Below are 25,330 nucleotides of genomic sequence, written 5' to 3'. Positions count from 1 at the left end.
CCACGGGCCGGTACTCTGGATGCCGTGGCCTCGAGTCCCACTGATCCCTATACCCAAGCCGGCGTCGACACCGCGGCGGGAGACCTCGCCGTCGAACTGATGAAGTCGGCGGTCCGGCGAACCCACGGCGACGAAGTCCTCGGGGGTGTCGGCGGCTTCGCCGGCCTCTTCGATGCGAGCGCGCTGCTCGGCTACACGAAGCCGCTGCTGGCGACCTCGACCGACGGCGTCGGCACGAAGGTCGCGATCGCGCAGGCCATCGACAAGCACGACACGATCGGGCAGGACCTGGTCGGCATGGTCGTCGACGACATCGTCGTGGTCGGCGCGAAGCCGCTCTTCATGACCGACTACATCGCGTGCGGCAAGGTCGTGCCCGAGCGCATCGCCGACATCGTCCGCGGCATCGCCGACGGCTGCTCTGCGACGGGCACCGCGCTCGTCGGCGGCGAGACGGCCGAGCACCCCGGTCTTCTGGGCGTGAACGACTACGACGTCGCGGGTGCGGCGACGGGTGTCGTGGAGTCCGAGCAGGTGCTGGGCGCCGACCGGGTGCGGGACGGCGACGTCGTGCTCGCGCTCGCTTCGAGCGGCCCGCATTCCAACGGCTACTCGCTGATCCGCCACATCATCACGGGTGCGGGCATCGGCTACGGCGACCAGGCGGCGGACTTCGGCCGCACCTGGGGTGAGCAGCTGCTCGAGCCCACGCGCCTCTACACCTCGCCGCTGCTGCGCCTGATCGCCGAGCTCGGCGACGGCATCCACTCCCTCAGCCACGTCACGGGCGGCGGTATCGCGGCGAACCTCGCGCGCGTCCTGCCGAAGGACACCTGGGTCGACGTCGATCGTGCGACCTGGTCGCCGTCGCCGGTCTTCCGCGTGCTCGCCGACCTCGGGGGCCTCGAGCTCGAGCGCACCGAGGGCACCTGGAACCTCGGCATCGGCTTCTTCGCCGTCGTGTCGCCGGCCGCAGCGGATGCCGCGATCGCGGCGCTTCGCGCGGACGGCATCGACACCTGGCAGGTCGGTGTCGTCTCGACGGGCCCGCGTCCCGCGGGCGACTACGAGCAGGGCGCCAAGGGCGTCGACGGCGGGGCCGTGCGCCTCGTCGGCGGGTACCGCGAAGCAGGAGTTAACTGACCCCCTATGTGCGGAATCGTCGGAATCGTCGGGCAGTCCCCGGCGAACCAGGAGATCTACGACGCCCTGCTGCTGCTGCAGCACCGCGGCCAGGACTCGACGGGCATCGCGACCGCTGAGAACAGCGGCGTCTTCCACATTTTCAAGGCCAACGGGCAGGTGCGCGAGGCGGTCCGCACGCGTGACATGCGGTCGCTGCTCGGCAACATCGGGCTCGGCCACGTCCGCTACGCCACCAAGGGCACCGCGTCGAGCGAAGAAGAGGCGCAGCCCTTCTACGTCAACGCGCCGTACGGCATCGTGCTGGTGCACAACGGCAACCTGACCAACACCCGCGAGCTGACCGACGAGCTGTTCCGCAAGGATCGCCGTCACCTCAACACCAGCTCCGACACCGAGCTTCTGGTCAACGTGCTCGCCAACGAGCTGCAGGCCACCATCTCGGGCCTCGACCTCGACCCCGACCAGGTCTTCCAGGCTGTCGAGCGCGTTCACGAGCGTGTCGAGGGCTCGTACGCCGCGATCGCCCTGATCGCCGGCCACGGCCTGCTGGCCTTCCGCGATCCGTTCGGCATCCGTCCGCTCATCCTCGGCACCCGCCGGGCCGAGAACGGCCGCGACGAGTGGACCGTCGCATCGGAGTCGCTCGTGCTCGAGAACGGCGGCTTCGAGGTCGTGCGCGACGTCGAGCCCGGCGAAGCGGTGTTCATCGACGCCGAGGGCACGCTGCACACGCGTCAGTGTGCGCAGCAGACGCAGCTCGCGCCGTGCTCGTTCGAGTACGTCTACCTCGCCCGCCCCGACTCGATCATGAACGGCATCTCGGTCTACGAGGCTCGCCTGCGCATGGGCGAGCGTCTCGCCGACACGATCGCCAAGTACACCCCTCAGGGTGCGATCGACGTCGTCATGCCGATCCCCGATTCATCGCGTCCGGCGGCGATGCAGGTCGCGCGCAAGCTCGGCATCGAGTACCGCGAGGGCTTCTACAAGAACCGCTACGTCGGCCGGACCTTCATCATGCCGGGCCAGGCCGTGCGCAAGAAGAGCGTGCGCCAGAAGCTCAACGCGATGTCGAGCGAGTTCAAGGGCAAGAACGTCCTGCTCATCGACGACTCGATCGTGCGCGGCACGACGTCGAAGGAGATCATCCAGATGGCCCGGGATGCCGGTGCCAAGAGCGTCACGTTCGCGTCGGCCGCGCCGCCGGTGCGCTACCCGCACGTGTACGGCATCAACATGCCCTCGCGTCACGAGCTCATCGCCCACGACCGGACCATCCCCGAGATCGCCGAGGAGCTCGGCTGCGACTACCTCGTCTATCAGGAGATCGACGACCTGAAAGCGGCGATCGTCGAGGGCACCGACATCGTCGACCTTGACATGAGCTGCTTCGACGGGCGCTACGTCACCGGAACGGTCAGCGAGGAGTATCTGAGCTGGGTCGAGGGCACCCAGCAGTCGTGACTTCGCTCTGGCGGGGACGCGTCCTCGCGTTCCTCGGCGTCATCCTCGTCGCCTTCTCGCTGCGTTCGGCCGTCGCGTCGCTGTCGCCGATCCTCACCGAGATCGACGCGGACCTCGGCGTGCCGTCGTGGGTGGCCGGCCTCATCGGCGCGGCGCCGCCGGTGTGCTTCGCCGTCTTCGGCGTCATCACTCCGATCCTGGAGCGACGGTTCGGGCTACAGCGCCTCGCGGTCGCCGCGATGGTCGTCGCCGGGGCCGCGCTGCTGGGTCGAGCGCTCGCGCCGGATGCCGGCATCCTGCTCATTGCCACGACCGTGCTGTTCGCCGCGATCAGCATCGGCAACGTCGTGCTGCCGCCGCTGATCAAGACGTACTTCCCCGACCGGGTCGGGACGATGACCGCGGTCTACTCGACGATGCTCGCCGTCGCGGCCTTCGTGCCGCCGCTGGTGGCGGTGCCGATCGCCGACACGGCGGGTTGGCGGTTCTCCCTCGGGCTATGGTCGGTGTTCGCCGTGCTCGCGGTGATCCCCTGGCTCGTGACGCTGCGCCGGTCGCGCATCGCGGCAGCGTCGGCGGATGCCGTGATCGCCCCGACTCCGTCGCCGAACGTGCTCAGCCGGCTCGTGCGCCTGCCGATGGCGTGGGCCGTCGCGGTCACCTTCGCGGTGTCGGCATCCAGCGTCTACGCGTCTTTCGCGTGGCTGCCGATCATCCTCGTCGACCTCGCGGGCGTATCGCACGCCGCCGCGGGGTCGCTCCTCGCGCTGTTCGGTGCGATGGGGCTGCCGTGGTCGATCCTCGTGCCGCTGGTCATCACGCGGTGGCAGCGGCTCGGCCCGATCTACGCCGTCGCTGCGTCGGCCGGGCTCGTCGCCGTCGCGGGGCTGCTCATCGCGCCGGGATCAGCGGTCGTGCTGTGGGTCGTGCTGCTGGGCACGCCGCAGATGCTGTTCCCGGCTGCGCTGGTGTTCATCCAGCGCAAGACGAGGACGCACGAGGGCACTGTCGCTCTGAGCGGATTCGCGCAGAGCATCGGCTATGCCGTGGCCGCGGTGTTCCCCATCTCGTTCGCGCTCCTGCACGAAGTGACGGGCGACTGGACGGCCCCGCTCATCATGGTCGGTGTGCTGATGCTCGCTGCGATCCCCGCGGGGATCGTCGTCACGCGTCCCCACACGATCGAGGACGAGTGGGAGCAGCGCCACGGCGCATGGTGATGAGCCCGGTCAGGCCTTCTCGTCCTCGTACTCGTCGGAGTACTGGTCAGCCCACTTGTCGACGTACTGATCGTCGTCGGAATGAGCGAGCTCCTTCTCGAGCGAGGAGAAGTTGACATTGTAGGTGTCGTACTTCAGCTCACGCGCGATCTTGGTGTGCTTCGCCTTTTGACGGCCACGCCCCATGCGAGACCCCCTCATTTCTGAGTCACGGGCTGTTCAGCGGTGCCCGGAGCATTTCACGATCCGGCGCTGCGCCGGGGAAGAGTAGCATCAAGAATAACACGGGGGCCCCGAGCCATCGCCGGTGCCGCCGCTGAGACAGGGGGCGACCATGGCCGATCAGCACTCCGCAGGCGACGAGAGCCGCCTCCCGTCGACGCCCGTCATCGCGGGAGTCATCCCCGGGCAGTCGCCTCGCGTCGTCGTCGAAGCGGCCCGATACGCGTCGATGCTCGGCGTCGGGCTCATCATCGTGCACGTCGACGTCACCCGGTTCGTGACCTACGAAGACCCCGACGGCTACGTCCACACGGCTCCCATCGACCTCGGGGCGGTCTCGAGCGCGGCGCAGCTCGAGCAGATCCGAGCGGCCGCGGCGGAGGCGCTCCGGTCGTCCCCCGTGGAGTGGACCGTGCATCAGCTCGTCGGAGATCCGGCGCTCGCGATCAAGCACCTCGCCGACCGGCTCGACGCCAAGCTGCTCGTGGTCGGTACGCGCCGGCGCGGCATCGGCGAGTCGATCCGCGAGTTCTTCACGGGCTCGGTGGCGGCGCGGCTGGCGCATCGGCAGCGGCGACCCATCCTCGTCGTACCGCAGGGTGAGACCGCCGCGGACGACGAAGACCTCTGGCCCGAGCCCTGAGCGGCCCGGAGCAGAGGTCATCGGTGCGGCGTGGCACCGCGCGTCGTCAGCCCCGTAGGGCCCGCAGCACCTCATCGCGGGCCCGGGTGAGTGCAGCGACGAGGTCGTCGACGGTGGAAGCCGTGACGTCGCCGTCGCGCGCGATGTGCGACCGCAGGTCGGCCTTCACGTTCGCCCGGAACTCGGCGATCGCGGCATCCGCTCGCTGCGCCTGCGCGCGGGCTTCGGCGCGCGGGTTCTCGGGTGGTGTCGGACGCGTGGCCGTCTCGTGATCGAGGTTCGCGGCCGCTGCGAGATCGGCCTGGAGGCTCTTCATCGCGGCGCGCACGCTGCCCCGGACCTCGTCGGCGATGAGGCGGATGCTGTCGGCCAGGCCGGCCTGGATGCCGTCGAGGTCATGGCGGCGGGCCGAGAGCTCGTCACGGCCGGCATCCGTGATCTCGTAGATCGTCTTGCGACCGTCGACGGTCTTGGTCACGAGTCCTTCGTCCTCGAGCTTGGCCAACCGCGGATAGATGGTGCCGGCGCTCGGTGAGTACGTGCCGCCGGTGCGCTCCGTCAGGGCCTGCATGAGGTCGTACCCATGACGCGGCGACTCGTCGAGCAGCGACAGCAGGTAGAGCCGCAGATCACCGTGGGAGAAGACGGGCGGCATCGTCAGTGCTCCTCGCGACGGTCGGCGGTGTCCTCGGCCGGGGTGGTGGGCGCCGCTTCGCCCGGGGCGGCGTCGGGTGCTGCCTCGCCGGCGACCTCGGGAGTGCTCGTGCCGGCGACGTCGGTGGCCGCGGGGGCGGAGCGCCGCAGAACGGTCAGGTCGCCCGAGACCGAGTTGGTGCGGACATCGACGAACGATCCGCTGAGTTCACCGGTCGAGCCGGCGAAGCTCGTCAGCGGCCCGGCACCCTGACCGGATCGCACGACCCCGTCGATGAGCACGCGTCCGCTGACGCTTCGCACCTGATAGTTCGCGGGCAGGCTCTCGTCGAGGCGCACCGTCGCGTCGCCGCCCACGGTGTGGAGCGTGATCGACTGGATCGGACCGGACGAGTCGACGAGCATGGCGCCCGACACGGTGTCGATGTCGGCCGCGCGCAGGGTGCCGATCGCCGACACGTCGCCCGACACGGACTTCGCAGTGAGCGCTCCGGTCAGCTCGCGAGCCTGTACGTCGCCCGAGACGGCGTTGGCGTTCACGTCGCCCGTGATCCCGTCGATGATGATGTCGCCCGAGACGGTATTGACCCGCGCATCGGCCGTGAGACCCGACACGAGCGCGCTCGCGCTGACGACGCCGAGCGTGAGGTCGGTGCCTCGCGGGACGGCGACGCTGATCTCGGCCTTCGGCCCGGACGACCCGAAGTTGCGGAAGACCTGCGTGAAGTTGTCCCAGCGCAGCTGCGGGTGGTCGATCTCGACGACGTCGCCGGTCGCTTCGATACGAAGATCCTTGCCCGTGACGGCGTGCACCTCGATGCGGACGCCCGGTTCGTCGTGGGCGACGATGTCGATCTGACCCCCGACCATGCTCACCTTGAGCTTGCGGATGTCATCGACGTCGATCACCCGCGTCTCGTCGGGGTGGACGATCCATTTCTGCAGTGTCATGGCGCTTCCCTCTCTCAGGCGACGGTTGCCGCGAACTATTCGCGATATATCGCGTGTGCTGACGGTAACACGATATATCGCGACTCGTCCAGAGGTCCTCGGAGCAGGTCGCCTCGCGGCTCCGGAAATGCAGAACGCCCCCGCCCGGAGGCGGAGGCGTTCGCGCAGCGCGGCGGTCAGACGCGCTTGTTGCCGCTGATCACTCGGAAGAGGAACGCGATGAGCGCGATCACACCGACGATCAGAGCAACCCAGAGCAGCCAGCTCAGGGCGCTGTTCAGGCCACTGACGATCGCGAGCACGATCGCAACGACGATGATGATGATGAGGAAGATGTTCATGGGGGCTCCTTGTCTGTCTCCCAATGTCCGTCCCACTGCGAGACGTTCCGACCCCGTAAAGGGCTGACCGCAACGTTAGAGAATGCCGAGCGTAAGTGCCGAGGCCTTGACGATCGATTCCCCGTGGTGGTAACCCATCACGCGCCGACCCGACGCGCATGGTCGTGTCGGCGGCGAGGATGGCGCCCTTTGTGTCGGGTCGCGGGCGGGCGGCGGCCGGCGGGCGGCGGGCGGCGGGTGGGGTTACGCCCTTGCGCGAATGCCTGTCAAGCACCTGCGACGGCCGTCGTGGCGGTCGTAATCTCGGCCTGACGAAGAGGGGAGACCGCCATGCCACAGGGACGCGGATCGAACAGTCTCAAAGACCCCGAGCTCTACGAGGAGCTGCGCGAGGACGGCGCCTCGAAGGAGAAGGCCGCTCGCATCTCGAACGCCGCCGCCCGTGACGGCCGCAAGAAGGTCGGCAGCCGGGGCGGGCAGTCCGGCGACTACGAGGACTGGACCGTCGACGAGCTGAAGAAGCGCGCCAAGGAACTCGGCATCTCCGGGTACTCCGGCAAGAAGAAGGCGCAGATCATCTCGATGCTGCGCAACCACTGAGGTGGCCCGACTCGTCCGGGTCCGACCCGATGTGGATGCCGGCATCCGGCGCATCCGCTCGGGCAAGGGCTTCCGGTACACGGACGCCGACGGCGGCGTGGTCGGGCGGCGCGATCTCGCCCGCATCCGCACGATCGTCATCCCGCCGGCGTGGCAGGACGTCTGGATCTGCGCGGATCCCCAGGGGCACATCCAGGTCGTCGGAACCGACGATGCGGGCCGCCGACAGTACATCTACCATCCCGACTGGACGCGCAGCCGCGACAAGGGCAAGTACGCGAGGGCGCTGCAGCTCGCCGAGTCCCTGCCGCGCGCCCGGTCCCGGGCGACCGCGTCGTTGCGTCGCGCCGACCTCGACCGCGAACGCGTCCTCGCGGCGGCATTCCGGCTGCTCGACCGCTCGGCGCTGCGCATCGGGTCGCAGCGCTACCTGCTGCAGCACGGCAGCCGGGGGCTGACGACGCTCCGGCGGCGCGACGCCTCGGTGGCCGACGCCGTCGTGAGCCTGGCTTTCTCGGGCAAGAGCGGGCAGCGGCAGGCGCTCGAGATCCCCGACCCCGATCTCGCGACGGCGATCATGCTGCTGATCGAGGGGCGGCCCTCGTCGCCGTTGCTCGCGTGGCAGCGGCAGCGCCGGCGGGTGCCGCTCACCCCGAACGACGTCAACGCGTACGTCCGTGCGCTGACCGGCGGCCCGTTCACCGCGAAGGACTTCCGCACGCTCCGAGGCACCGTCGTCGCGGCGGATGCCCTCGCCCGCATCGGCATCGCCGAGACCGCCCGGGCCGTGCATCAGGCCGAGGTCGAAGCGGTGCGCGCCGCGGCGACGGCGCTGGGCAACACCCCGGCGGTCGCGCGCAGCTCGTACATCGATCCGCGCGTGTTCGAGCGTTATCGCTCGGGGATGCTGCTCGACACGACCGTCTCGCCCGAGTCCGCCATCCGTTCCCTCGTCCTCGGTTGACGCCGACGGCGCAGCGCCCGAGCACTCACCGGGCAGCTTCGGCGCGACGCCGAAACGGCCCGGGCCGCACGAGGCGACACCGGGCCGTTCGAAACGCGCGACGCGTCAGCGGCGCTGGGGCTCTCCCGAGGTCAGGAGGGCGTCGGCCTTCGAGCTGAAGAACCGGGTCGCCCACATCATGACGGCGGCGAGGAACGCGAACAGACCCAGCGACACCACGCCCCAGGCTCCGCTCTCGGTCGGGACGGCCTCGTTGATCCCCGTGCGCATGATCGGGGCGACGAAGCCGCCCAGGTTGCCGAGGGAGTTGATGAGGCCGATGCCGGCCGCGGCCGCGGCCCCCGTGAGGAACGAGGTCGGGAACGACCAGGTGATGGGGCCCGTCGAGAGGAACGCCGCGACCGCGACGGTGATCGCGATGATGCCGAGCAGGCCCTGCCCGTTGGCTCCGGCCCACGCCGACACGAGGATGGCCGAACCCGTCACGAGGAAGAACAGGGCACCCCACACGCGGCGCCGGCGCACGGTGTCGGCGTGCTTGCCGACGTAGTAGCAGGCGAACAGGCCGACGGCCCACGGGATGGCGGACACGAGGCCGACCTGCCAGCCGACCGACTCTCCGATGAGGTTCGACACCTGCTGCGGCAGGTAGAACGTCGTGCCGTAGACGGCGATCTGCAGGCAGAAGTAGATGACGGTGAAGTACCAGACCTTCCAGCTGATGAGCGCCGCGCCGATGCCGCGGGGCCCATCGGATTCCTTCACGGTGTCTTCGTGCTCCATCACCGCCTTCAGCGCGGCCTTCTCGTCGTCATCGAGGAACTTCGCCTTCTGCGGCGAGTCGACGAGGAAGAACAGGGCTGCGATGCCGGCGACGACCGCCATCATGCCCTCGACGAAGAACATCACCTGCCAGCCGGCCCACGGGGTGACCTGGTCGCCGATGCTGATCAGGCCGCCCGACAGCGGGGCTCCCAGCATCTGCGAGAAGGGCTGCGCGAGGTAGAACAGCGCGAACATCTGCACGCGGCGCTTGTTGGGGAACCACTGCGCGAGGAACATGATGACGCCGGGGAAGAGGCCGGCCTCCGTGACGCCCAGGAGGAAGCGCAGCACGATGAACATCGTCTCGCCGTTGACGAAGGCGAAGAGCGACGCGACGATTCCCCAGGTGACCGCGATGCGGGCGAGCCAGAAGCGCGCGCCGAACTTGTCGAGCAGCAGGTTCGAGGGTATCTCGAAGAGGGCGTAGCCGATGAAGAAGATGCCGGCACCGAGGGCATAGGCCCCGGCCGAGATGCCCCGGTCGACTTCGAGAGCGGACTCGGCGAACCCGACATTCGTGCGATCGAGGAACGCGACGAAGTACAGGATGATGAGCATCGGCATGAGCCGGTAGGTGGCCTTCTTGATGCCGCTCGCCAGGTGCGGGCTGCTCAGCAGCTCATTCGCGACCGTGACGTTGGCCCGCGTGGCGGGACCGTAGTCCGATGAGGACACAGTGACTCTCCTTCGAGTTCGTGTGGGTGTGACGGAGTGACGAGGCGGCGGTTCAGCCGCCGAGTGAGGGGATGATCAGGACGAGGCCGACGACCACGCAGATCACCCCGATGGCCAGGAACCCGAGGCGTCCGCGGGACCAGTTGCGGTTCACGGGAGCCTCAGTGCATGTAGAGGCCACCGTCGACGTTCAGGGTCTGGCCCGTCACGAATCCGGCGTCCTCGCTGATCAGGTAGGCCACCGCCGCGGCGATGTCGGTGGGAGTGCCGATGCGCGGCAGCACGCCGTCGGCGGCCATCGCCTCCTTGCGCTCCTCCGTCAGCGTCCCGCCCATGATGTCGGTGTCGATCGGGCCTGGCGAGATGACGTTCGCCGTGATGCCGAGCGGACCGAGCTCTCGCGCGACCGAGCGCATCAGGCCGATCACACCCGCCTTCGCCGCCGAGTAGGGCGTCTTCGAGAAGGTGCCGCCGCCGCGCTGCGCCGACACCGACGAGATGCCCACGAGGCGCCCCACGCCGTTCGCGACGAGCGTCCGGGCGACGCGCTGGGTGACCCAGTGCACGCCGTCGAGGTTGATCGACTCGACGCGGTGCCATTCCTCGGGGGTGACCTCGAGGTAGGGGATCGGGGACGAGACCCCGGCGAAATTCACGAGGGCGACGATCTGCGGCAGCGACGCCTCGAGCGTGTCGATCGCGGCGACGGCCTGCTGGCGGTCGGCCACGTTCGCGCCGACGCCGACGGCCCGCACACCGTGAGCCTCGGCGACCTCGGCGGCGGTGCGCTCGGCGGCCGCGGCGTCGACGTCGACGATGCCGACATGCCAGCCGCGCTCTGCCAGGTGGAAGGCGGTCGTGCGGCCGATGCCCCGGGGGCTCGCGGCGCCGGTCAGGATGACGGTGCGCTCAGCGGGGAAGACGGATGCCATGGCGTGTTCTCTCAGTCCTGTGCGGGGTGGATGGGGGCGGGGCCGAGCTCGTCGATGAGCTTCTTCATCGCGACGTACGCCTTGTTGCGGTAGGCGATGAGCTCGGGCGTGCGCTCGGCGGGGACGTCGAGGAACCCGGCGCCGGACTTCGTGCCGAGCTTCCCGGCCGAGACGAGCTGGTCGAGGATGGGCGGCGTCGCGAACCGCTCGGGGAACTCGGTCTGCAGTGAGGCGTAGCAGAACGCGTACACGTCGAGGCCGGCCATGTCGGCGATCGCGAACGGCCCGAAGAACGGCAGCCGGAAGCCGAAGGTCGTGCGCACGATGGTGTCGATGTCCTCCGGCGTGGCGACGCCCTCCTCCACCAGCTGCGTCGCCTCGTGGAAGAGCGCGTACTGCAGGCGATTGAGCACGAACCCGGTCGCATCCTTCACCCGGGCGGTCTCCTTGCCCGTCGCGGCGACGATGGCCTCGACGACGGGGAGGACCGCCTCGTCGGTGCCGGCGTGCGGGATCAGCTCGACGCCGGGGATGAAGGGAGCGGGGTTGGAGAAGTGCACGCCGAGAAACCGGCCGGGGTTCGTCACGGCTTCGGCGAGGCGGCCGATGAGGATCGTCGAGGTGTTGCTGCCGATGATCGCGTCGGGCGCGGCCGCAGCCGAGATGCGGCGGAGGGTCGCGTGCTTGATATCGATCTTCTCGGGCACCGCCTCCTCGATGAAGGAGGCGCCGGCGACGGCATCCTCGATCGTCATCGCCGTGATGCGCTCCGCGATGACGGCGCTGGCGTCGGCGGGGAACAGGCCGTCGGCGGTGAACTGCGCTGCCTCGGCGATGAGGCGGTCGCGGTTGCCGCGGGCGACTTCGATGTCGACATCGGCGATGCGCACGTCGGCGCCGGACAGGGCGAGCGACTGCGTGATGCCGCCGCCCATGTAGCCGCTGCCCACCACCGCGTACACGGGGCGTTCGTTCTCGGTCATGACGTTCTCCTCGTCGGTGTCGGTCAGGCTCCGGCGGTCGCCGGAAGCAGGGAGGTCAGGTAGTCGCGGTTGCGGGCGCAGACGCCGAGGCTGTCGCCGCCGTACTGCTCCATGAGGAACGGGCCGCGGAATCCGAGCTCGAGCGCGCGGGCGACCATCGCCCGGTAGTTGATGAGGCCGAGCTCCATGCTCGTCGGCGTCGAGGTCTGCCAGCTGCCGTCGGCCGCCTCGTCGCGCGCGTAGTTCTTCATGTGCCAGTAGTTGGCGTAGGGGAGGGTCTTCTCGTGCATCTCGCGCCAGTCCTCGATGGGGCGGTGCAGGCGCACGAGGTTGCCGATGTCGGGGTTGAGGCCGACGTTGTCGAGCCCGATCTCCTCGATGAGGCGCACCGCGCTGTCGGCGGTGCCGAGGTAGGTGTCCTCGTACATCTCGAGCGACATCGGCAAGCCGACGGATGCCGCGTGCTCGCCGAGTTCGCGCAGGCGGCGGACCGCGAGCGCGCGGGTGTCGGTGTCATCGGGGTCGACCGGGCCCGGCGCGGTCCAGAACCACAGGGCCGCGCGCTGCGCCTCGCTGAAGGGCTGGTGGAGGCCGGTCGAGAAGACGCGCATGCCGAGCTCGGCCGCCGCGTCGATGGCGCGGTGCGCGTACGCGAGGTTCTCTTCGCCCTTGCCGGGCTGGATGACGCTCTGGCGCTGCACGTGCACCGAGACGAGCTCGATCCCGTGACTCGTCGCGACGGACTTCAGCTCGGCGCGACGGGACGCGGTCAGCTCGGACGGACGGATGTGGCTGTCCGCGATCTCGATCGCGGTGAAGCCGAGCCGCTCGACCTGCGCGAACACGTCGTCCCAGGTCTCGGCGGGTGCGTCGTGCAGACGCGTTCCGTCTGCGGCGACCGGGGCGAAGCCGTGCATGCAGACCGCGATCGGGCCGGGCGTGGGGGCGGACGGGTGCGACGGTGCATTCATGGCGACTCCATTGGCGAGCGGGTCCGGCTGAGGACTCCCGTAGATCCTATAGGAAATAGAGAACGCTGCAAGAGGGAGTTCGCGGCGACGGGCTCAGGCCTGCTCGAGCCCGAGCGATCGCTGGCGCACCTGCTCGAGGTGATGGAGCATCGAGCGCTCGGGAGCGTCGGGGTCGCCCGTGGCGAACGCGTCGACGAGGGCCTCGTGCTCGGCGATCGCCTCGCGCACGTCGGTCACGCCGTGCCGCACCGACTGCCGCATCCGGTGCAGCTGCGCGCCGAGGGTCTCGGACATCTCGGTGAGATACCGGTTGCCGCAGTGATCGAACACGACGCGGTGGAACGCGGCGTCCGCGACGAAGTATGCGGCGGTCAGCTCCAGGTCGGCGGCCCCCGCGTTGAGGGCCTCGATGACGCGCTTGCCGATGCCGCGGTGCTCCTCCTCCGCCGCGCGGAGCTCGTCGATCATCTCGGGCGAGGCGGGCGTCGCGAGGCGCGTGGCATGCGTCTCGAGCATGATGCGGGCGTCGAAGAGCTCGCGCAGCTGATCGAGTCCGAGGGGCGGGGCGACGCGGTAGCCGCGCAGCGCCTCGCGCGTGACGAGCCCGGTGCGTTCGAGCTGCACGAGCGCTTCGCGCACCGGGGTCTGCGACACGTCCAGCTGACGCGCGATCGTGTCGATCGACAAGCGGCGGCCGGGAACCGCCTCGCCGCTGAGAAGCAGCTGGAGGATCCGCTCGTAGACGTGATCGCGCAGGCCGCGCCGCTCGATCGTGGCGTCGAGTCCCCGCAGGTTGCCGTCCCGTGATGCGGTCATCGTCCCTCTTCCGGTTCGCACGGAGCGCACCTCACCCCGAGAGGGCGTCCACCTCATCGAGGATGTCACGAACTGCGCGCGGGTCGTGCGCGAACCGGCCGAGGAACAGGCCGTCGACGGCGTCTGAGATCGTCGACAGCAGCCCCGGCCCCGCACTGCCGCCGTAGATGATCGAGATCTCGCGATCGACGGCGCCGATCCGGGATCGCAATCCCGAGCAGATCGAGCGGATGTGATCGGATGTCGCGGGTGCCGGCGCACCGATCGCCCACAGCGGTTCGTAGGCGATGACCACCGCGCCGGTCGCGGCCGCCTCGTCGGCATCGGCGAGGGCGCTGCGCACCTGCTGCGCGCAGGTCGCGATCGCGGCGTCGAGCCCCGCCTCGTCCTCCTCGCCGACGCAGATGACCGGGACGAGGCCGTTCCGCAGCGCGGCGTGGGTCTTCGCCGACACCACGCTCTCGGTCTCGCCGAACAGGCGGCGCCGCTCGGCATGGCCGACCTCGGCGTAGCGGCATCCGACCTCGGCCAGGACCGCGCCCGAGACCTCGCCGGTGTAGGCGCCGGTGTCGTGCACGGCGAGGTCCTGTGCCCCGACCGCGAGCCGCCCCGCGCGCTCGAGCGCGCCGGGGATCGAGGGGAACTGGGGCGCCACGAACGCCGTGACCCGGTCGCGTGCGGGGTGCTCGTCGAGGATCGCCGCCACCTCCGATACCCAGCTCAGCGTGCGGGCGTGCGAGAAGTAGGTCTTCAGGCTCGCGCCGATGATCATCGGGCGGACCTCACCCCTCTTCGTACGCGCAGATCTCGCGCACCTTCTCGGCCGAGGCGCTCGAGGTGTCGAAGGTGTAGGTGAGCCATTCCGCCGCGAGGCGCCGTGCCAGCTCGATCCCCACGACGCGCTGGCCCATGCAGAGCACCTGGGCGTCGTTCGACAGGATCGACCGCTCGACCGAGTACGAGTCGTGCGCCGTGACGGCGCGGATGCCGGTGACCTTGTTCGCCGCGATCGCGACGCCGAGCCCCGTGCCGCAGATGAGGATCGCGCGGTCGGCCTCGCCGTCGCGCACGCGCTCGGCGGCGGCCGTCGCGACCGCGGGGTAGTTGGTGTGGCTGTCGGCGTCGACGCCGACGTCGATGACCTCGGCGACCAGGGGGTTCGCCTCCAGGTCGGCCTTGATGCGTTCCTTGTACTCGTAGCCGGCGTCATCCGAGCCGACGATCAGTCGCAGTGCCATGTCAGGCGTCCTCCTTCAGGACATCGAGAACCGTGCGGGTCACCAGCGCGAACGAGACCGCGCCGGGGTCGGGGGTGCCGAGGCTGCGGTCGCCGTGCGTACGGGCACGACCGAGCCGGGCGGTGAGCTGGGCGGTCGCCTCGGCGGCGGCCTGTGCGGCGTCGGCGGCGGTGGCCCACGCGTCGAGCAGGTCATCTCCCTGGGCGAGCCGGTCGCGGAGCGTGTCGGCGAACGGCACGATCGCGTCGATCATCGTCTTGTCGCCGACCGTGGCCTTGCCGAACGACATCACGGCATCCTTCATGCGCCCGACGCCCGCGGACAGCAGGGCGGCGTCGACCGCATCGTCGTCGCCGAGGGCCGCACCGAGGTCGAGGAGCATCTCTCCCCAGATCGCACCCGAGGTGCCCCCGCCCTTGTCGGCCCAGGCGTCGCCGGCGTGCTGCAGCGCCGTCCGTGCGCCCGCGCCGGCCGCGACGGCGCGCGAGGCGGCGGCCGCGGCCGCGCGACTGCCGCGCTGCATGCCGATGCCGTGGTCGCCGTCGCCCGCGATGCGGTCGATGCGCCCGAGCTCCTCGGCCTGCTCGTCGAGCATCGCGGCGACGGCGTCGAGGGCGCGGGCGGCGACGGCGGACGCGCGGCGCGACGCCTCGGATGCGGGCCCGATCGCCTCGGTCTCATCGTCGTCGTCATCGGCGGCAGCGGCCACCGCGACGCGGCCCGCGACCGAACCGCGGCGGAACGCGGGGGTGTCGCATGAGGCATGCCACAGCCGATGGAGCTCGTCGTCGAGCCAGAGGAGGGTGAGCGAGACGCCGGCCATGTCGAAGCTCGTGCAGAACTCGCCGACCTCGGGCGAGGTGACCTCGACCCCGGCTTCGGTCAGCAGGCGGTCGACCGCCGCGTACACGACGTAGAGCTCCTCGTACTTCACCGAGCCGAGACCGTTGAGGATCGGCACGACGCGACCGGTCGGGGCGGCGCCGTCCGGTCGTTCTTCGAGCAGGCGCTCGACGAGCAGCTTCGCGAGCTCGGCGGCGGTGGGGATGTCGACCTCGTCGATGCCGGGTTCGCCGTGGATGCCGAGACCGACCGCCATGCGTCCCTCGGGCACCGTGAAGAGCGGCTCGGTCGCGCCCGGAAGGGTGCAGCCGCCGAAGGCGACCCCCAGTGAGCGGGTGCGGTCGTTGGCGTGCCGGGCGAGGCGCTCGACGTCGTCGAGATCGAGGCCCTCCTCCGCGGCCGCGCCGGCGATCTTGAAGACGACGAGATCGCCCGCGATGCCCCGGCGCTTCTCGCGCTCGTGCGCGGGTGCGCTGGAGATGTCGTCGGTGACCGTCACGGTGCGGCAGTCGACCCCCGCCTCGCGAAGGCGGTCTTGGGCCTGGGTGAAGTGCAGGACGTCGCCGGCGTAGTTGCCGTAGCTGAGCAGCACGCCGCGGCCCTCATGAGCGGCCTTCGCGACCGAGCGCACCTGGTGGGCCGACGGCGACGCGAACACGTTGCCCATGACCGCGCCGTGCGCCAGACCGGGGCCGACGAGGCCCGCGAACGCGGGGTAGTGGCCGCTGCCGCCCCCCACGACGACAGCGACCGTCGGCTCCGCGCCGCGGGTCGAGCGGACGACGCCTCCCGTGACGGGGCGGACCCATCGGGCGGATGCCGCGACGAAGCCGGCGACGGAATCCTCGACGAACTCGTCGGGGTCGTTGAACAGACGCGTCATTGCGTTCTCCTCTGCGATGGGGGAGCGAACCTTTCGTCGATCCTATAGGAAATGAGTCGAGGTGTGACCCGGAGTGGCGGCATCCGTCGGCGCATGCCGGGGTCTACGGTGGCGACGTGATCGAGCGGGCGCGCATCTCGCCGCTCACGCTGGTCCTCGTCGTGATCGGCGGTGCGGCCGGAGTCGCCGTGCGCGCCGCGATCACCCTGCCCTTCACGGGATGGGCTCACCCGCTCGCGGTGCCCGCGCTCACGCTCGGCTGCAATCTGCTCGGATCGTTCCTGCTCGGCGTCGTCGTCGGGCGGTGGGCGGTGAGCCGGCCGCGGCTCCGGGCGTTCGCCGGCACCGGCGTGCTCGGCGGCTTCACGACCTACAGTGCCTTCGCCGTGCAGTCGATACAGGTCGCCACCGCCGCCCCCGTCGTCGGCCTGGCCCTCGTCGTGGTGAGCCTCGTGGGAGGACTCGTCGCCGCGGCACTCGGGCTGGCCCTCGGCACCCGTCGCGAGAGGGATGCCGCATGAACGGCGTCAGCGGCGGGATGCTCGTGGCCCTCGTCGTCGCGGGCGGTGCGGGAGCCGGCATCCGCTACGTGCTCGACGTCGTGGTCACGCGGGGGCGGCGCGACGCCTTTCCCGTCGGCATCCTGATCGTCAACGTCACCGGCTCGGGACTCCTGGGGCTGCTGACGGGACTCGGCGCGCTCGTCGCGCCCGACTGGCTGGCCGTGCTCGGGGTCGGGCTGCTCGGCGGATACACGACGTTCAGCACGGTGTCGGTCGAGACGATCCAGCTCGCGCGGCGCGGCCGGCGCGATTGGGCGATCGTGAACCTGGTCGGCACCTTCGCCGTGGCCGTCGTCGCCGCGGCGATCGGCATCGTCATCGGGGGATTGCTCCCAGGCTGAGCCCACGCTGCGTCGGCGACCGCGTGGGATACTGAAGTCGATACATCCATGTATCGACGAGCGCATCGCGCTCGCCTGCATCACACCTACAGCGCCGGTCCGGTGCGCCCGAGGAAACCTGTGTCGAAACTCGCCGTCCTGAGCCTGAAGAATCGCGCGCTCATCGCACTCATCACGATCGTCGCCGCGGTGTTCGGAGGCCTAGCGCTCACCAACCTCAAGCAGGAGCTCATCCCCTCGATCGAGCTGCCCCAGCTCTCCGTGGTCACGACCTACCCCGGCGCCTCGCCCGAAGTCGTCAACACGGATGTCTCGACCCCCATCGAGACCGCGATCCAGGGTGTTCCCGGGCTCGAATCGACGACGGCGACCAGCTCGACGAACGCCTCGATCATCCAGGCCTCGTTCACCTACGGCACCGACCTGGCGACGGCCGAGCAGAAGATCCTGCAGGCCATCAACCGGATCGACAGCCAGCTGCCCGACGGGGTCACCCCGAGCGTGCTGAGCTTCTCGCTGGATGACCTGCCCGTGATCCAGTTGGCCGTCACCGGCTACGACGACGCCGAATCGGTGCAGGCCCGGCTCGAGAGCACCGTCATCCCCGATCTCGAAGACGTCGACGGCGTCAACGCGGCCCAGGTCGTCGGCGGCCGCGTCGAGCGCATCACGATCACCCCCGACCAGGCGGCGCTCGCCGAGGCCGGCTTCACGCAGCAGGCCATCCGCGACGCCCTCGACCAGAACGGCGTGCTGTTCCCCGGCGGCGAGATCACCGAGGGCGACCAGTCGCTGACCGTGCAGACCGGCGCGAAGATCGCCTCGGTCGACGAGCTGTCGGCGCTGCCGCTCGTGCCGACGGATGCCGCGCAGCTCGCCGGCGGCACGACGACGATCGGCGATGTCGCGACCGTCGCGCAGGAGCCGTCGCCGATCACCTCGATCTCGCGCGTCGACGGCGAGCCCGCCCTCACCATCGCGGTCACGAAGCTGCCCGCCGCGAACACCGTCGACGTCTCCCGCGGCGTCCTCGACGCGCTGCCCGCGCTCGAGGACGACCTCGGCGGCGACGCGCAGTTCACCGTCGTATTCGATCAGGCGCCGTTCATCGAGCAGTCGATCGAGGCCCTCGCGCAGGAGGGCCTGCTGGGGCTCGTGTTCGCGGTGCTCGTGATCCTCGTGTTCCTGCTGTCGGTGCGCTCGACGATCGTCACCGCGATCTCGATCCCCACGAGCGTGCTCATCACCTTCGTCGGCATCCAGGCATTCGGCTACTCGCTGAACATCCTGACCCTCGGCGCCCTCACGATCGCGATCGGCCGCGTCGTCGACGACTCGATCGTCGTCATCGAGAACATCAAGCGGCACTACGTCGAGGGAGCCGACAAGCTCGCGGCCATCACCCTGGCCGTTCGCGAGGTGGCCGCCGCCATCACGGCGTCGACGATCACGACCGTCGCGGTGTTCCTGCCGATCGCCTTCGTCGGCGACCTGACCGGCGAGCTGTTCCGGCCCTTCGCGCTGACCGTCACCATCGCGATGTCGGCGTCGCTGTTCGTCTCGCTGACGATCGTGCCGGTGCTGGCGTACTGGTTCCTGCGCCCCGGCAAGCCCGTCGTCACCCCCGACGGCCGGCGCATCGACCCCGAAGACCCCGAAGCGCCGCCGTCGCGACTGCAGAAGGCGTACCTGCCGATCCTCCGCTGGACCCTGCGTCACTCGGCCGTCACCCTCGTGCTCGCGGTTCTCGTGCTTGGTGGCACGCTCGCCGCCGTGCCGCTGATGAAGACGAACTTCCTCGGCGACTCCGGTCAGAACACCTTCACGATGACGCAGACGCTCGGGCCCGCGGCATCCCTCGAAGCGGAGGATGCCGCCGCCCAGCGCGTCGAGGACGCGATCACCGGCCTCGAGGGGATCGACGCCGTGCAGGTGTCGATCGGCTCGTCCGGATCTCAGCTGCGCGACGCCTTCTCGGGTGGAGGCGGCGGAGTCACCTACTCCATCACGACCGACAGCTCGGCCGACCAGCTCGACGTCCGCGACCGCGTGCAGCGCGCCGTCGCCGACCTCGAAGGCGTCGGCGACATCCAGATCGCCGCGGGCGGCGGCGGATTCGGCTCGAGCGACATCGAGATCGACGTCACCGCGCCTGACCAGACGGCGCTGCGCGAAGCGACCGACGCGGTCGTCGCCTCGCTGCAGGATGCCGACGGCGTCAGCCAGGTCACATCGAACCTCTCGGCCTCGCTGCCGTACATCGCCGTGACCGTCGACCGCGACGCGGCGGCATCCCGTGGCCTGTCGGAGGTCGCGGTCGGCGGCATCGTCTCGGGCACGATGCAGCCGCAGTCGATCGGCACCGTCGAGATCGACGACACCTCGCTCACCGTCTACCTCGCGGCGTCGCAGGCGCCCGCGTCGATCGACGAGCTGCGTCAGCTGACGATCCCGACGGCCGGCGGTCCCATTCCGCTGCAGGACGTCGCGACCGTCGAGCAGAGCGAGGGACCGACCTCGATCACGACGCAGCGCGGTCAGCGCACCGCGACGGTCACCGTGACCCCCTCGGGCGACGATCTCAACGCGGCATCCGTCATCGTCTCGGACGCGCTCGACACCGTCGAGCTGCCGCAGGGCGCGGACGCCGAGATCGGCGGCGTGCTCACGCAGCAGCAGGACGCCTTCGGACAGCTCGGGCTCGCCGCGCTCGCCGCCATCCTCATCGTCTACATCGTGATGGTCGCGACCTTCAAGTCGCTGCGGCAGCCCCTGCTGCTCCTCATCTCGGTGCCGTTCGCGGCGACGGGAGCGATCCTGCTGCAGATCGCGACGGGCGTGCCGCTCGGCGTCGCCTCGCTCATCGGTGTGCTGATGCTCATCGGCATCGTCGTGACGAACGCGATCGTGCTGATCGACCTCGTGAACCAGTACCGCGAGAAGGGGCTGTCGGCCCACGACGCGACGATCGCGGGAGGGTCGCGGCGTCTGCGACCGATCCTCATGACCGCGCTCGCGACCATCTTCGCGCTGACGCCCATGGGCCTCGGGATCACCGGCCACGGCGGCTTCATCTCGCAGCCGCTGGCGATCGTCGTCATCGGCGGGCTCATCTCGTCGACCCTGCTGACCCTGCTCGTGCTGCCGACCCTCTACAACCTCGTCGAGGGGGCGCGCGAGCGCCGGGCGGCGCGGCGCCGGGGTGACGTCGGTGCGGGTGCTGGTTCTGTTTCGGGTGCTGGTTCGGCGGGGGACGGGGCGTCTGCGGCGCCGATGACCCGGCGCGAGCGGCGCCTCGCGGAGGCGGCGACGGCCGAGCCGACCCACCTCGTCGTTCCGGTCGACGGTTCGCCGGATGCGCCCACGCATCTCGTCATCCCCGTCGCGCCGGATGACCACGACCACGCTGGTGCCGGTGGTGCTGGTGCCGGTGCCGGTGGTGCTGGTGCTGGTGCTGGTGGACGGCCGGCGGATTCCGGCGAGCCGGGTGCTGGGTCGTCCCGTCGGCAGGCTCAGCGCATCCCCGGACCGTCTCGCGGACCCCGTCGCCGCCGCCTGGTCTGATCGCGGCACGCTCCGGGCTCGCACCGGGCCGTCGGCTTGCCGGCTTGCCGCGATGCAAGAAATCGCCCGCGGCGCGCCGTGGCCGGGAGCGAGCGCCGGGGTGTTGCGCCGAAACCCTTGCATCGCAGCATCCATTGCCCCGGCCCCCGACCCCGGCCCTTGCTGTCGGCCCCGACGCCGCGGCGGGCGGATTCCCAGGCGGATGCCGTATGGTGGGCGGGTCGGCTCTGGGCAGCGCGTGATCGCGACAGGTTTTGTGAGTCCATGGGGCCGATGGTGAGCGCCGATCGGCGCGCATGACCATCATGTGAATGGCCCCCGGCCGACGGATGTCCGGGTTTGCCCGCGTGCGCGCGGGCGCTGTTCTCGTGCAGAGAACCCAGAAGGACACACCCATGCCCAAGAACAAGAAGCCGGCCGGCGGCCGCGCGCAGAACTTCGAGCCCCGCTACGGCAAGAAGACCTCGTACCAGGACGCGAAGCGTCGCCCCGGCCAGTCGTCGGCCGGAACCCCCGGCAGCAAGAGCCCCGGTCACCGCGGCTACCGTGCCGAGAGCGAAGACACCGGCCGCAAGAACCGCTGGTCTTCACAGGACCGTGCGGGTCGTGACGAAGCCCGCGGCATCCGTTCGCAGGCCCGCGACGACCGCGGCGGACGTGGCGATCGCTCCTTCCGTGACGACCGGGGTGGTCGCGATGACCGAGCGCCTCGCGAGCAGCGCGGCTACGGAAACGACCGCCGATCGGATGCCGGTGGCCGACGCCCCTACGAAGCGCAGCCTCGCGACGACCGCCGGACCTTCGGCGACGCGCGTCCCTCGTTCCGCGACGACCGTCCGCGTCGTGACTTCGGTGACCGCCCTGCGCGTTCGTTCGATGACCGCCCCCGTCGCGACTTCTCGGACCGTCCGAATCGCGATGACCGTCCGCGTCGTGACTTCGGTGACCGCCCACGCCGCGACGACCGTCCCGCGCGTTCGTTCGATGATCGCCCCCGTCGTGATTTCGGCGACCGCCCGAACCGGGATGACCGTCCGCGTCGTGACTTCGGCGACCGCCCGCGCCGCGACGACCGCCCTGCGCGTTCGTTCGACGACCGTCCGCGTCGTGACGTTGGTGACCGCCCGAACCGGGATGACCGTCCCCGTCGTGACTTCGCCGACCGTCCGCGTCGCGACGACCGACCGGCGCGTTCGTTCGACGACCGTCCGCGTCGTGACTTCTCGGACCGCCCGCGCCGCGACGACCGCCCCGCGCGTTCGTTCGACGACCGTCCCCGCCGCGACTTCGGCGACCGCCCGAACCGTTCGGACTGGAACGCCGAGACCAAGTCGAAGGCCCACCAGGACCACGTCGACACCGTCCACGAGCGCCTGCAGGCGGAGGCCGTGGATGCGGCATCCGTCGCCCAGTCGTCGTTCGCCGACCTCGGCCTCGGCGACAACATCGTCCGTCAGCTCGAGGCTCTCGGCGCAGCATCCCCGTTCCCGATCCAGGCGGCCACCATCCCGCCGATCCTCGAGGGCAAGGATGTGCTCGCCCGCGGCCGCACCGGCTCGGGCAAGACCATCGCGTTCGGCGCTCCGCTCGTCGAGTCGATCCTGCGCAGCCAGGCCGGCAAGCGCCGCGAGTTCGGGCGTTCGCCGAAGGCCCTGATCCTCGCACCGACACGCGAGCTCGCGCTGCAGATCGACCGCACCGTGCAGGCGATCGCGCGCAGCGTCGGCCTGTTCACGACGCAGATCTACGGCGGAGTGCCGCAGGCGCGTCAGGTCGGTGCGCTCAAGAAGGGCGTCGACATCATCATCGGCACCCCGGGGCGCATCGAGGACCTGCAGAACCAGGGCAAGCTCGACCTCTCCGAGGTAGCAATCGTCGTGCTCGACGAGGCCGACCACATGAGCGAGCTCGGCTTCCTCGAGCCGATGCAGCGCATCCTCCGCCTCGTGCAGGACGGCGCGCAGAAACTGCTCTTCTCCGCGACGCTCGACCGCGAGGTCGCGGCGCTGGTCGACGAGTTCCTCGTCGAGCCCGCCGTCTACGAGGTCGCGGGCGAGAGCCAGGACACCTCGACCATCGACCACCGCGTGCTCGTCCTCGACCACCGCGACAAGGCCGAGATCCTCAACTCCCTCGTCGATCGCGACGGTAAGACCCTCGTCTTCGCCCGCACCCGTGCCTACACCGAGATGCTCGCCGAGCAGTTCGAGGATGCCGGGATCGCGGCGGTCGCGCTCCACGGCGACCTCAACCAGGGCAAGCGCACGCGCAACCTGCAGCGTCTGACCGACGGCAAGGTGCGGGTGCTCGTCGCAACGGATGTCGCTGCCCGCGGCATCCACGTCGACGACATCGATCTGGTGATCCAGGCCGACGCCCCCGATGAGTACAAGACGTACCTGCACCGTGCGGGCCGCACCGGCCGTGCCGGTCGCTCGGGCGCGGTCGTCACCCTCATCACGCGTCAGCGCCGCCGCCGCATGACCGAGATGCTCGAGCGTGCCGAGATCGACGCCCCCTTCGACGATGTGCGCCCCGGCGACGACATCCTCGAGGAGGTCTCGGGCCGACAGCTCGCGAACGTCGACGCCTGACCCGACGCCCTGCCCTCGCGCGCGTGCGCGGGGGCGGGTGCGCATTAGCGACATTCTCATGAAGGCGCGACCGGGTTCCCCTGCACGGCGGATGCCGCTGAGCTGAGGAGCATGCATCGCACACGAGCACTCTCGATCGGGACCGCCTGCGCCGCCGCGGTTCTATTGCTGTCGGGATGCACAGTTCCCGGCTCGGAGATCGCGCCCGCTGCGACCGAGCCGGGCTCGTCGGCGGCGTCTCCGCCCTCGTCGGCCGCGCACTCGTCCCCGACGCCGACCGCGACAGCTGAGCCGCAGCGGACCGGCATACCGGCGCACTTCGCCATCCCGGAGTGCGCGGCTCAGGTCGATGATGCGATCGTCCAGGCCGCCTTTGGCGCCGACGTCGTGCTGATCGCCGACACGACGGACACGTGGAAGCCGGTCGGACCCGCGGCCCAAGACGCGCTCGCCGCGTCCGATGATGCGACGGCCTGCCTGTGGGGTGTGCCCAGATCAGGACGAGCGGTGTCGATAGCGGTCGTCAGTGCCTCGGAGGCGGCTCCCCGCCTGATCGCGACACTCCGCGACGCGTCCGACACCTTCACGGAGGAACGCTCGGGCACCGCGACCGTCTTCACCGGCGACGCCATCGAGGCGGGCGATGTGAGCACGGCCGTGACCTACGTGTTCGACGGTGCCGCATGGATCACCGTCGGCGGTGGAGAGCTCGCGACGCCCGACACGACCCGCGACGTCGCCCTTGCGGTCCACTCCGCGCTCCCGCGCTGACGGCATCGCCGCCCTCCCGCCGGCTCAGAACAGGGTGGGAACGGATGCCGTTGCAGCGGCGCGGCCGCGCGAGGTCGTGACGACCGGTCCCGGACGGAACCGTCGGGTGCTCGGCTGCGCCTCTTCCTCTTCGAGACCGCCGCGCAGTCGATGCCGCGCGAGCAGGGGTCGAACGCGCGCTGCGAGCATGCGCCGGTAGCCCTGAGGTGCCTGCACCGCGGCCCCGGGGTACAGGCCGCGGTACACCGGCAAGAGGTCGGGGCGTTCACGCGCGAGCCACTGCTGGAACCATGGTTTGACGCCCGGTCGCAGGTGCATCGCGCCGTAGACGACGCGGGCGGCGCCGGCATCTGCGATCCGGCTCAGGGCATCGTCGAGTACCTCGGTCGAATCGGTGAGGTGCGGCACGATCGGCATGAGGAACACCGTCACCCGAAACCCCGCGGCGCTGGCCGCTCGCACCGTGTCGAGGCGCGCGGCGAACGTCGGCGCGCCGGGTTCGAGCAATTGGCGCAACGGCTCGTCGAGCACCGCGATCGACATCGCGAGATCGACCGGCACGGAACGCGCCGCCTCGGCCAACAGCGGCAGATCGCGTCGCAGCAGCGTGCCTTTCGTCAGCACCGAGAACGGCGTGCCGCTGTCGACGAGTGCCGTGATGATGCCGGGCATCAACCGGTAGCGGCCCTCGGCGCGCTGGTAGGGATCGGTGTTCGTGCCGAGGGCGACCTGCTCGCGTGCCCAGCTCGGCTTTGAGAGCTCCCGACGCAGCACGTCGGCGACGTTCAGCTTGACGACGATCTGCGAGTCGAAGTCGGCCCCCGCGTCCATGTCGAGATACTCGTGCGTGCCACGGGCGAAGCAGTAGACGCAGGCATGCGTGCATCCCCGGTACGGATTGACCGTCCAGTCGAACGGCATCGCCGACGGGCCCGGAACCCGGTTGAGCGCCGAGCGTGACATGACCTCGTGGAAGGTCACTCCCGCGAACTCGGGCGTCGTCACCGAGCGCACGAGGCCATTGAGCGTTTCGAGGCCGGGCAGAGCAGCGGCATCCGCCACGCCCACCTGCTGCCCCTGCCATCGCATGAGAAGATTCGAACAGAAATTCGAAGCGATGTCAATC

General features: G+C 70.2%; 24 protein-coding genes. 11 read left to right on the top strand and 13 right to left on the bottom strand.

All coding sequences use genetic code 11. The features are described 5' to 3' along the window. Positions 1-24: 24 nt before the first annotated feature. The 3 genes from purM to MTS1_RS08500 are packed head-to-tail and all read left to right on the top strand — an operon-like array spanning position 25 to position 3,830. The gene (purM, locus tag MTS1_RS08510) at positions 25-1,143 is read left to right on the top strand and encodes a phosphoribosylformylglycinamidine cyclo-ligase (protein ID WP_023953099.1); all 1,119 of its coding nucleotides are present in this window, start codon (positions 25-27) and stop codon (positions 1,141-1,143) included. 6 nt (positions 1,144-1,149) lie between these two features. Continuing rightward, the gene (purF, locus tag MTS1_RS08505) at positions 1,150-2,610 is read left to right on the top strand and encodes an amidophosphoribosyltransferase (RefSeq protein ID WP_023953097.1); all 1,461 of its coding nucleotides are present in this window, start codon (positions 1,150-1,152) and stop codon (positions 2,608-2,610) included. After that, on the top strand, positions 2,607-3,830 hold the full coding sequence (locus MTS1_RS08500; RefSeq protein ID WP_023953095.1) for a CynX/NimT family MFS transporter: 1,224 nt from the start codon (positions 2,607-2,609) through the stop codon (positions 3,828-3,830). Before purF ends, MTS1_RS08500 begins: the two co-directional genes overlap by 4 nt. Before the next feature lie 9 nt (positions 3,831-3,839). Here MTS1_RS08500 and MTS1_RS16280 read toward each other — a convergent pair whose 3' ends face one another. Then, a complete protein-coding gene (locus MTS1_RS16280; RefSeq protein ID WP_023953093.1) occupies positions 3,840-4,016 on the bottom strand; it encodes a DUF3073 family protein in 177 nt (58 codons plus the stop codon). 148 nt (positions 4,017-4,164) lie between these two features. Between MTS1_RS16280 and MTS1_RS08495 the strand changes: the two genes are divergently transcribed. Next, a complete protein-coding gene (locus MTS1_RS08495; RefSeq protein WP_023953091.1) occupies positions 4,165-4,695 on the top strand; it encodes a universal stress protein in 531 nt (176 codons plus the stop codon). Between the two features lie 46 nt (positions 4,696-4,741). Here MTS1_RS08495 and MTS1_RS08490 read toward each other — a convergent pair whose 3' ends face one another. The 3 genes from MTS1_RS08490 to MTS1_RS16695 form a co-directional block, all read right to left on the bottom strand. Further along, entirely contained in the window at positions 4,742-5,350 is a 609-nt protein-coding gene (locus tag MTS1_RS08490) for a PadR family transcriptional regulator (RefSeq protein ID WP_023953089.1), read from the bottom strand. A gap of 2 nt (positions 5,351-5,352) precedes the next feature. Continuing rightward, complete coding sequence (locus MTS1_RS08485; protein WP_023953088.1) at positions 5,353-6,300, bottom strand: DUF4097 family beta strand repeat-containing protein; 948 nt, start codon at positions 6,298-6,300, stop codon at positions 5,353-5,355. Positions 6,301-6,476: 176 nt separating this feature from the next. Continuing rightward, positions 6,477-6,641, bottom strand: coding sequence for a hypothetical protein (locus MTS1_RS16695; RefSeq protein WP_023953086.1), 165 nt, complete (start codon positions 6,639-6,641; stop codon positions 6,477-6,479). Between the two features lie 330 nt (positions 6,642-6,971). Between MTS1_RS16695 and MTS1_RS08480 the strand changes: the two genes are divergently transcribed. Together MTS1_RS08480 and MTS1_RS08475 are read left to right on the top strand one after the other, a co-directional pair. Then, positions 6,972-7,241 carry a Rho termination factor N-terminal domain-containing protein gene (locus MTS1_RS08480; protein ID WP_023953083.1) on the top strand — a complete coding sequence of 90 codons (270 nt, stop codon included), beginning with the start codon at positions 6,972-6,974 and terminating at the stop codon, positions 7,239-7,241. Between the two features lies 1 nt (position 7,242). After that, on the top strand, positions 7,243-8,205 hold the full coding sequence (locus MTS1_RS08475; protein ID WP_023953082.1) for a DNA topoisomerase IB: 963 nt from the start codon (positions 7,243-7,245) through the stop codon (positions 8,203-8,205). Positions 8,206-8,310: 105 nt separating this feature from the next. On the opposite strand, the gene MTS1_RS08470 is transcribed toward MTS1_RS08475, so the two are convergent. The 8 genes from MTS1_RS08470 to MTS1_RS08435 form a co-directional block, all read right to left on the bottom strand. After that, complete coding sequence (locus MTS1_RS08470) at positions 8,311-9,705, bottom strand: MFS transporter (RefSeq protein WP_023953080.1); 1,395 nt, start codon at positions 9,703-9,705, stop codon at positions 8,311-8,313. Between the two features lie 161 nt (positions 9,706-9,866). After that, positions 9,867-10,637, bottom strand: coding sequence for an SDR family NAD(P)-dependent oxidoreductase (locus tag MTS1_RS08465; protein ID WP_023953078.1), 771 nt, complete (start codon positions 10,635-10,637; stop codon positions 9,867-9,869). 11 nt (positions 10,638-10,648) lie between these two features. Continuing rightward, positions 10,649-11,620: a 3-hydroxyacyl-CoA dehydrogenase family protein gene (locus tag MTS1_RS08460; RefSeq protein WP_023953076.1), complete on the bottom strand. Its 972-nt coding sequence runs from the start codon at positions 11,618-11,620 to the stop codon at positions 10,649-10,651. 23 nt (positions 11,621-11,643) lie between these two features. Next, positions 11,644-12,591 carry a sugar phosphate isomerase/epimerase gene (locus tag MTS1_RS08455; RefSeq protein WP_023953075.1) on the bottom strand — a complete coding sequence of 316 codons (948 nt, stop codon included), beginning with the start codon at positions 12,589-12,591 and terminating at the stop codon, positions 11,644-11,646. Positions 12,592-12,684: 93 nt separating this feature from the next. Continuing rightward, positions 12,685-13,407 (bottom strand): GntR family transcriptional regulator, encoded by a 723-nt coding sequence (locus MTS1_RS08450; protein ID WP_023953073.1) that lies wholly within the window; start codon positions 13,405-13,407, stop codon positions 12,685-12,687. 31 nt (positions 13,408-13,438) lie between these two features. Further along, a complete protein-coding gene (locus tag MTS1_RS08445; protein WP_023953071.1) occupies positions 13,439-14,179 on the bottom strand; it encodes a triose-phosphate isomerase family protein in 741 nt (246 codons plus the stop codon). A gap of 10 nt (positions 14,180-14,189) precedes the next feature. Continuing rightward, positions 14,190-14,645 (bottom strand): ribose-5-phosphate isomerase, encoded by a 456-nt coding sequence (locus MTS1_RS08440; RefSeq protein ID WP_023953069.1) that lies wholly within the window; start codon positions 14,643-14,645, stop codon positions 14,190-14,192. A 1-nt stretch (position 14,646) separates the two neighbouring features. After that, positions 14,647-16,371, bottom strand: coding sequence for a dihydroxyacetone kinase family protein (locus tag MTS1_RS08435; RefSeq protein ID WP_023953067.1), 1,725 nt, complete (start codon positions 16,369-16,371; stop codon positions 14,647-14,649). A 116-nt stretch (positions 16,372-16,487) separates the two neighbouring features. On the opposite strand from MTS1_RS08435, the gene MTS1_RS08430 reads away from it, so the two are divergent. The 5 genes from MTS1_RS08430 to MTS1_RS08405 all read left to right on the top strand — a co-directional run bounded on the left by MTS1_RS08430 (position 16,488) and on the right by MTS1_RS08405 (position 24,204). Further along, a complete protein-coding gene (locus tag MTS1_RS08430; protein ID WP_023953065.1) occupies positions 16,488-16,892 on the top strand; it encodes a CrcB family protein in 405 nt (134 codons plus the stop codon). Then, a complete protein-coding gene (locus MTS1_RS08425; protein ID WP_023953064.1) occupies positions 16,889-17,275 on the top strand; it encodes a CrcB family protein in 387 nt (128 codons plus the stop codon). The genes MTS1_RS08430 and MTS1_RS08425 overlap by 4 nt, the downstream gene beginning before the upstream one ends. Before the next feature lie 120 nt (positions 17,276-17,395). After that, positions 17,396-20,839 (top strand): efflux RND transporter permease subunit, encoded by a 3,444-nt coding sequence (locus MTS1_RS08420; protein ID WP_023953063.1) that lies wholly within the window; start codon positions 17,396-17,398, stop codon positions 20,837-20,839. A gap of 395 nt (positions 20,840-21,234) precedes the next feature. Then, entirely contained in the window at positions 21,235-23,433 is a 2,199-nt protein-coding gene (locus MTS1_RS08410) for a DEAD/DEAH box helicase (protein ID WP_036304712.1), read from the top strand. 111 nt (positions 23,434-23,544) lie between these two features. Next, complete coding sequence (locus tag MTS1_RS08405) at positions 23,545-24,204, top strand: hypothetical protein (RefSeq protein WP_023953060.1); 660 nt, start codon at positions 23,545-23,547, stop codon at positions 24,202-24,204. A gap of 24 nt (positions 24,205-24,228) precedes the next feature. Here MTS1_RS08405 and MTS1_RS08400 read toward each other — a convergent pair whose 3' ends face one another. Then, a complete protein-coding gene (locus tag MTS1_RS08400) occupies positions 24,229-25,293 on the bottom strand; it encodes an Rv2578c family radical SAM protein (RefSeq protein ID WP_023953059.1) in 1,065 nt (354 codons plus the stop codon). Positions 25,294-25,330: the final 37 nt, after the last annotated feature.

Origin of the sequence: Microbacterium sp. TS-1 (genome assembly GCF_000509385.1) — a bacterium.
GTDB classification, from domain to species: Bacteria; Actinomycetota; Actinomycetes; order Actinomycetales; family Microbacteriaceae; genus Microbacterium; species Microbacterium arborescens.
This window is presented reverse-complemented; position numbering and strand designations above follow the sequence as displayed.

Coding starts and splice junctions, on each gene's coding strand:
- purF (WP_023953097.1), top strand. CDS start 1,150: ATGTGCGGAATCGTCGGAATCGTCGGGCAGTCCCCGGCGAACCAGGAG.
- MTS1_RS16280 (WP_023953093.1), bottom strand. CDS start 4,016: ATGGGGCGTGGCCGTCAAAAGGCGAAGCACACCAAGATCGCGCGTGAG.
- MTS1_RS08480 (WP_023953083.1), top strand. CDS start 6,972: ATGCCACAGGGACGCGGATCGAACAGTCTCAAAGACCCCGAGCTCTAC.
- MTS1_RS08495 (WP_023953091.1), top strand. CDS start 4,165: ATGGCCGATCAGCACTCCGCAGGCGACGAGAGCCGCCTCCCGTCGACG.
- MTS1_RS08445 (WP_023953071.1), bottom strand. CDS start 14,179: ATGATCATCGGCGCGAGCCTGAAGACCTACTTCTCGCACGCCCGCACG.
- MTS1_RS08425 (WP_023953064.1), top strand. CDS start 16,889: ATGAACGGCGTCAGCGGCGGGATGCTCGTGGCCCTCGTCGTCGCGGGC.
- MTS1_RS08485 (WP_023953088.1), bottom strand. CDS start 6,300: ATGACACTGCAGAAATGGATCGTCCACCCCGACGAGACGCGGGTGATC.
- MTS1_RS08405 (WP_023953060.1), top strand. CDS start 23,545: ATGCATCGCACACGAGCACTCTCGATCGGGACCGCCTGCGCCGCCGCG.
- MTS1_RS08400 (WP_023953059.1), bottom strand. CDS start 25,293: ATGCGATGGCAGGGGCAGCAGGTGGGCGTGGCGGATGCCGCTGCTCTG.
- MTS1_RS08490 (WP_023953089.1), bottom strand. CDS start 5,350: ATGCCGCCCGTCTTCTCCCACGGTGATCTGCGGCTCTACCTGCTGTCG.
- MTS1_RS08440 (WP_023953069.1), bottom strand. CDS start 14,645: ATGGCACTGCGACTGATCGTCGGCTCGGATGACGCCGGCTACGAGTAC.
- MTS1_RS16695 (WP_023953086.1), bottom strand. CDS start 6,641: ATGAACATCTTCCTCATCATCATCATCGTCGTTGCGATCGTGCTCGCG.
- MTS1_RS08460 (WP_023953076.1), bottom strand. CDS start 11,620: ATGACCGAGAACGAACGCCCCGTGTACGCGGTGGTGGGCAGCGGCTAC.
- MTS1_RS08410 (WP_036304712.1), top strand. CDS start 21,235: ATGCCCAAGAACAAGAAGCCGGCCGGCGGCCGCGCGCAGAACTTCGAG.
- MTS1_RS08435 (WP_023953067.1), bottom strand. CDS start 16,371: ATGACGCGTCTGTTCAACGACCCCGACGAGTTCGTCGAGGATTCCGTC.
- MTS1_RS08450 (WP_023953073.1), bottom strand. CDS start 13,407: ATGACCGCATCACGGGACGGCAACCTGCGGGGACTCGACGCCACGATC.
- MTS1_RS08465 (WP_023953078.1), bottom strand. CDS start 10,637: ATGGCATCCGTCTTCCCCGCTGAGCGCACCGTCATCCTGACCGGCGCC.
- MTS1_RS08455 (WP_023953075.1), bottom strand. CDS start 12,591: ATGAATGCACCGTCGCACCCGTCCGCCCCCACGCCCGGCCCGATCGCG.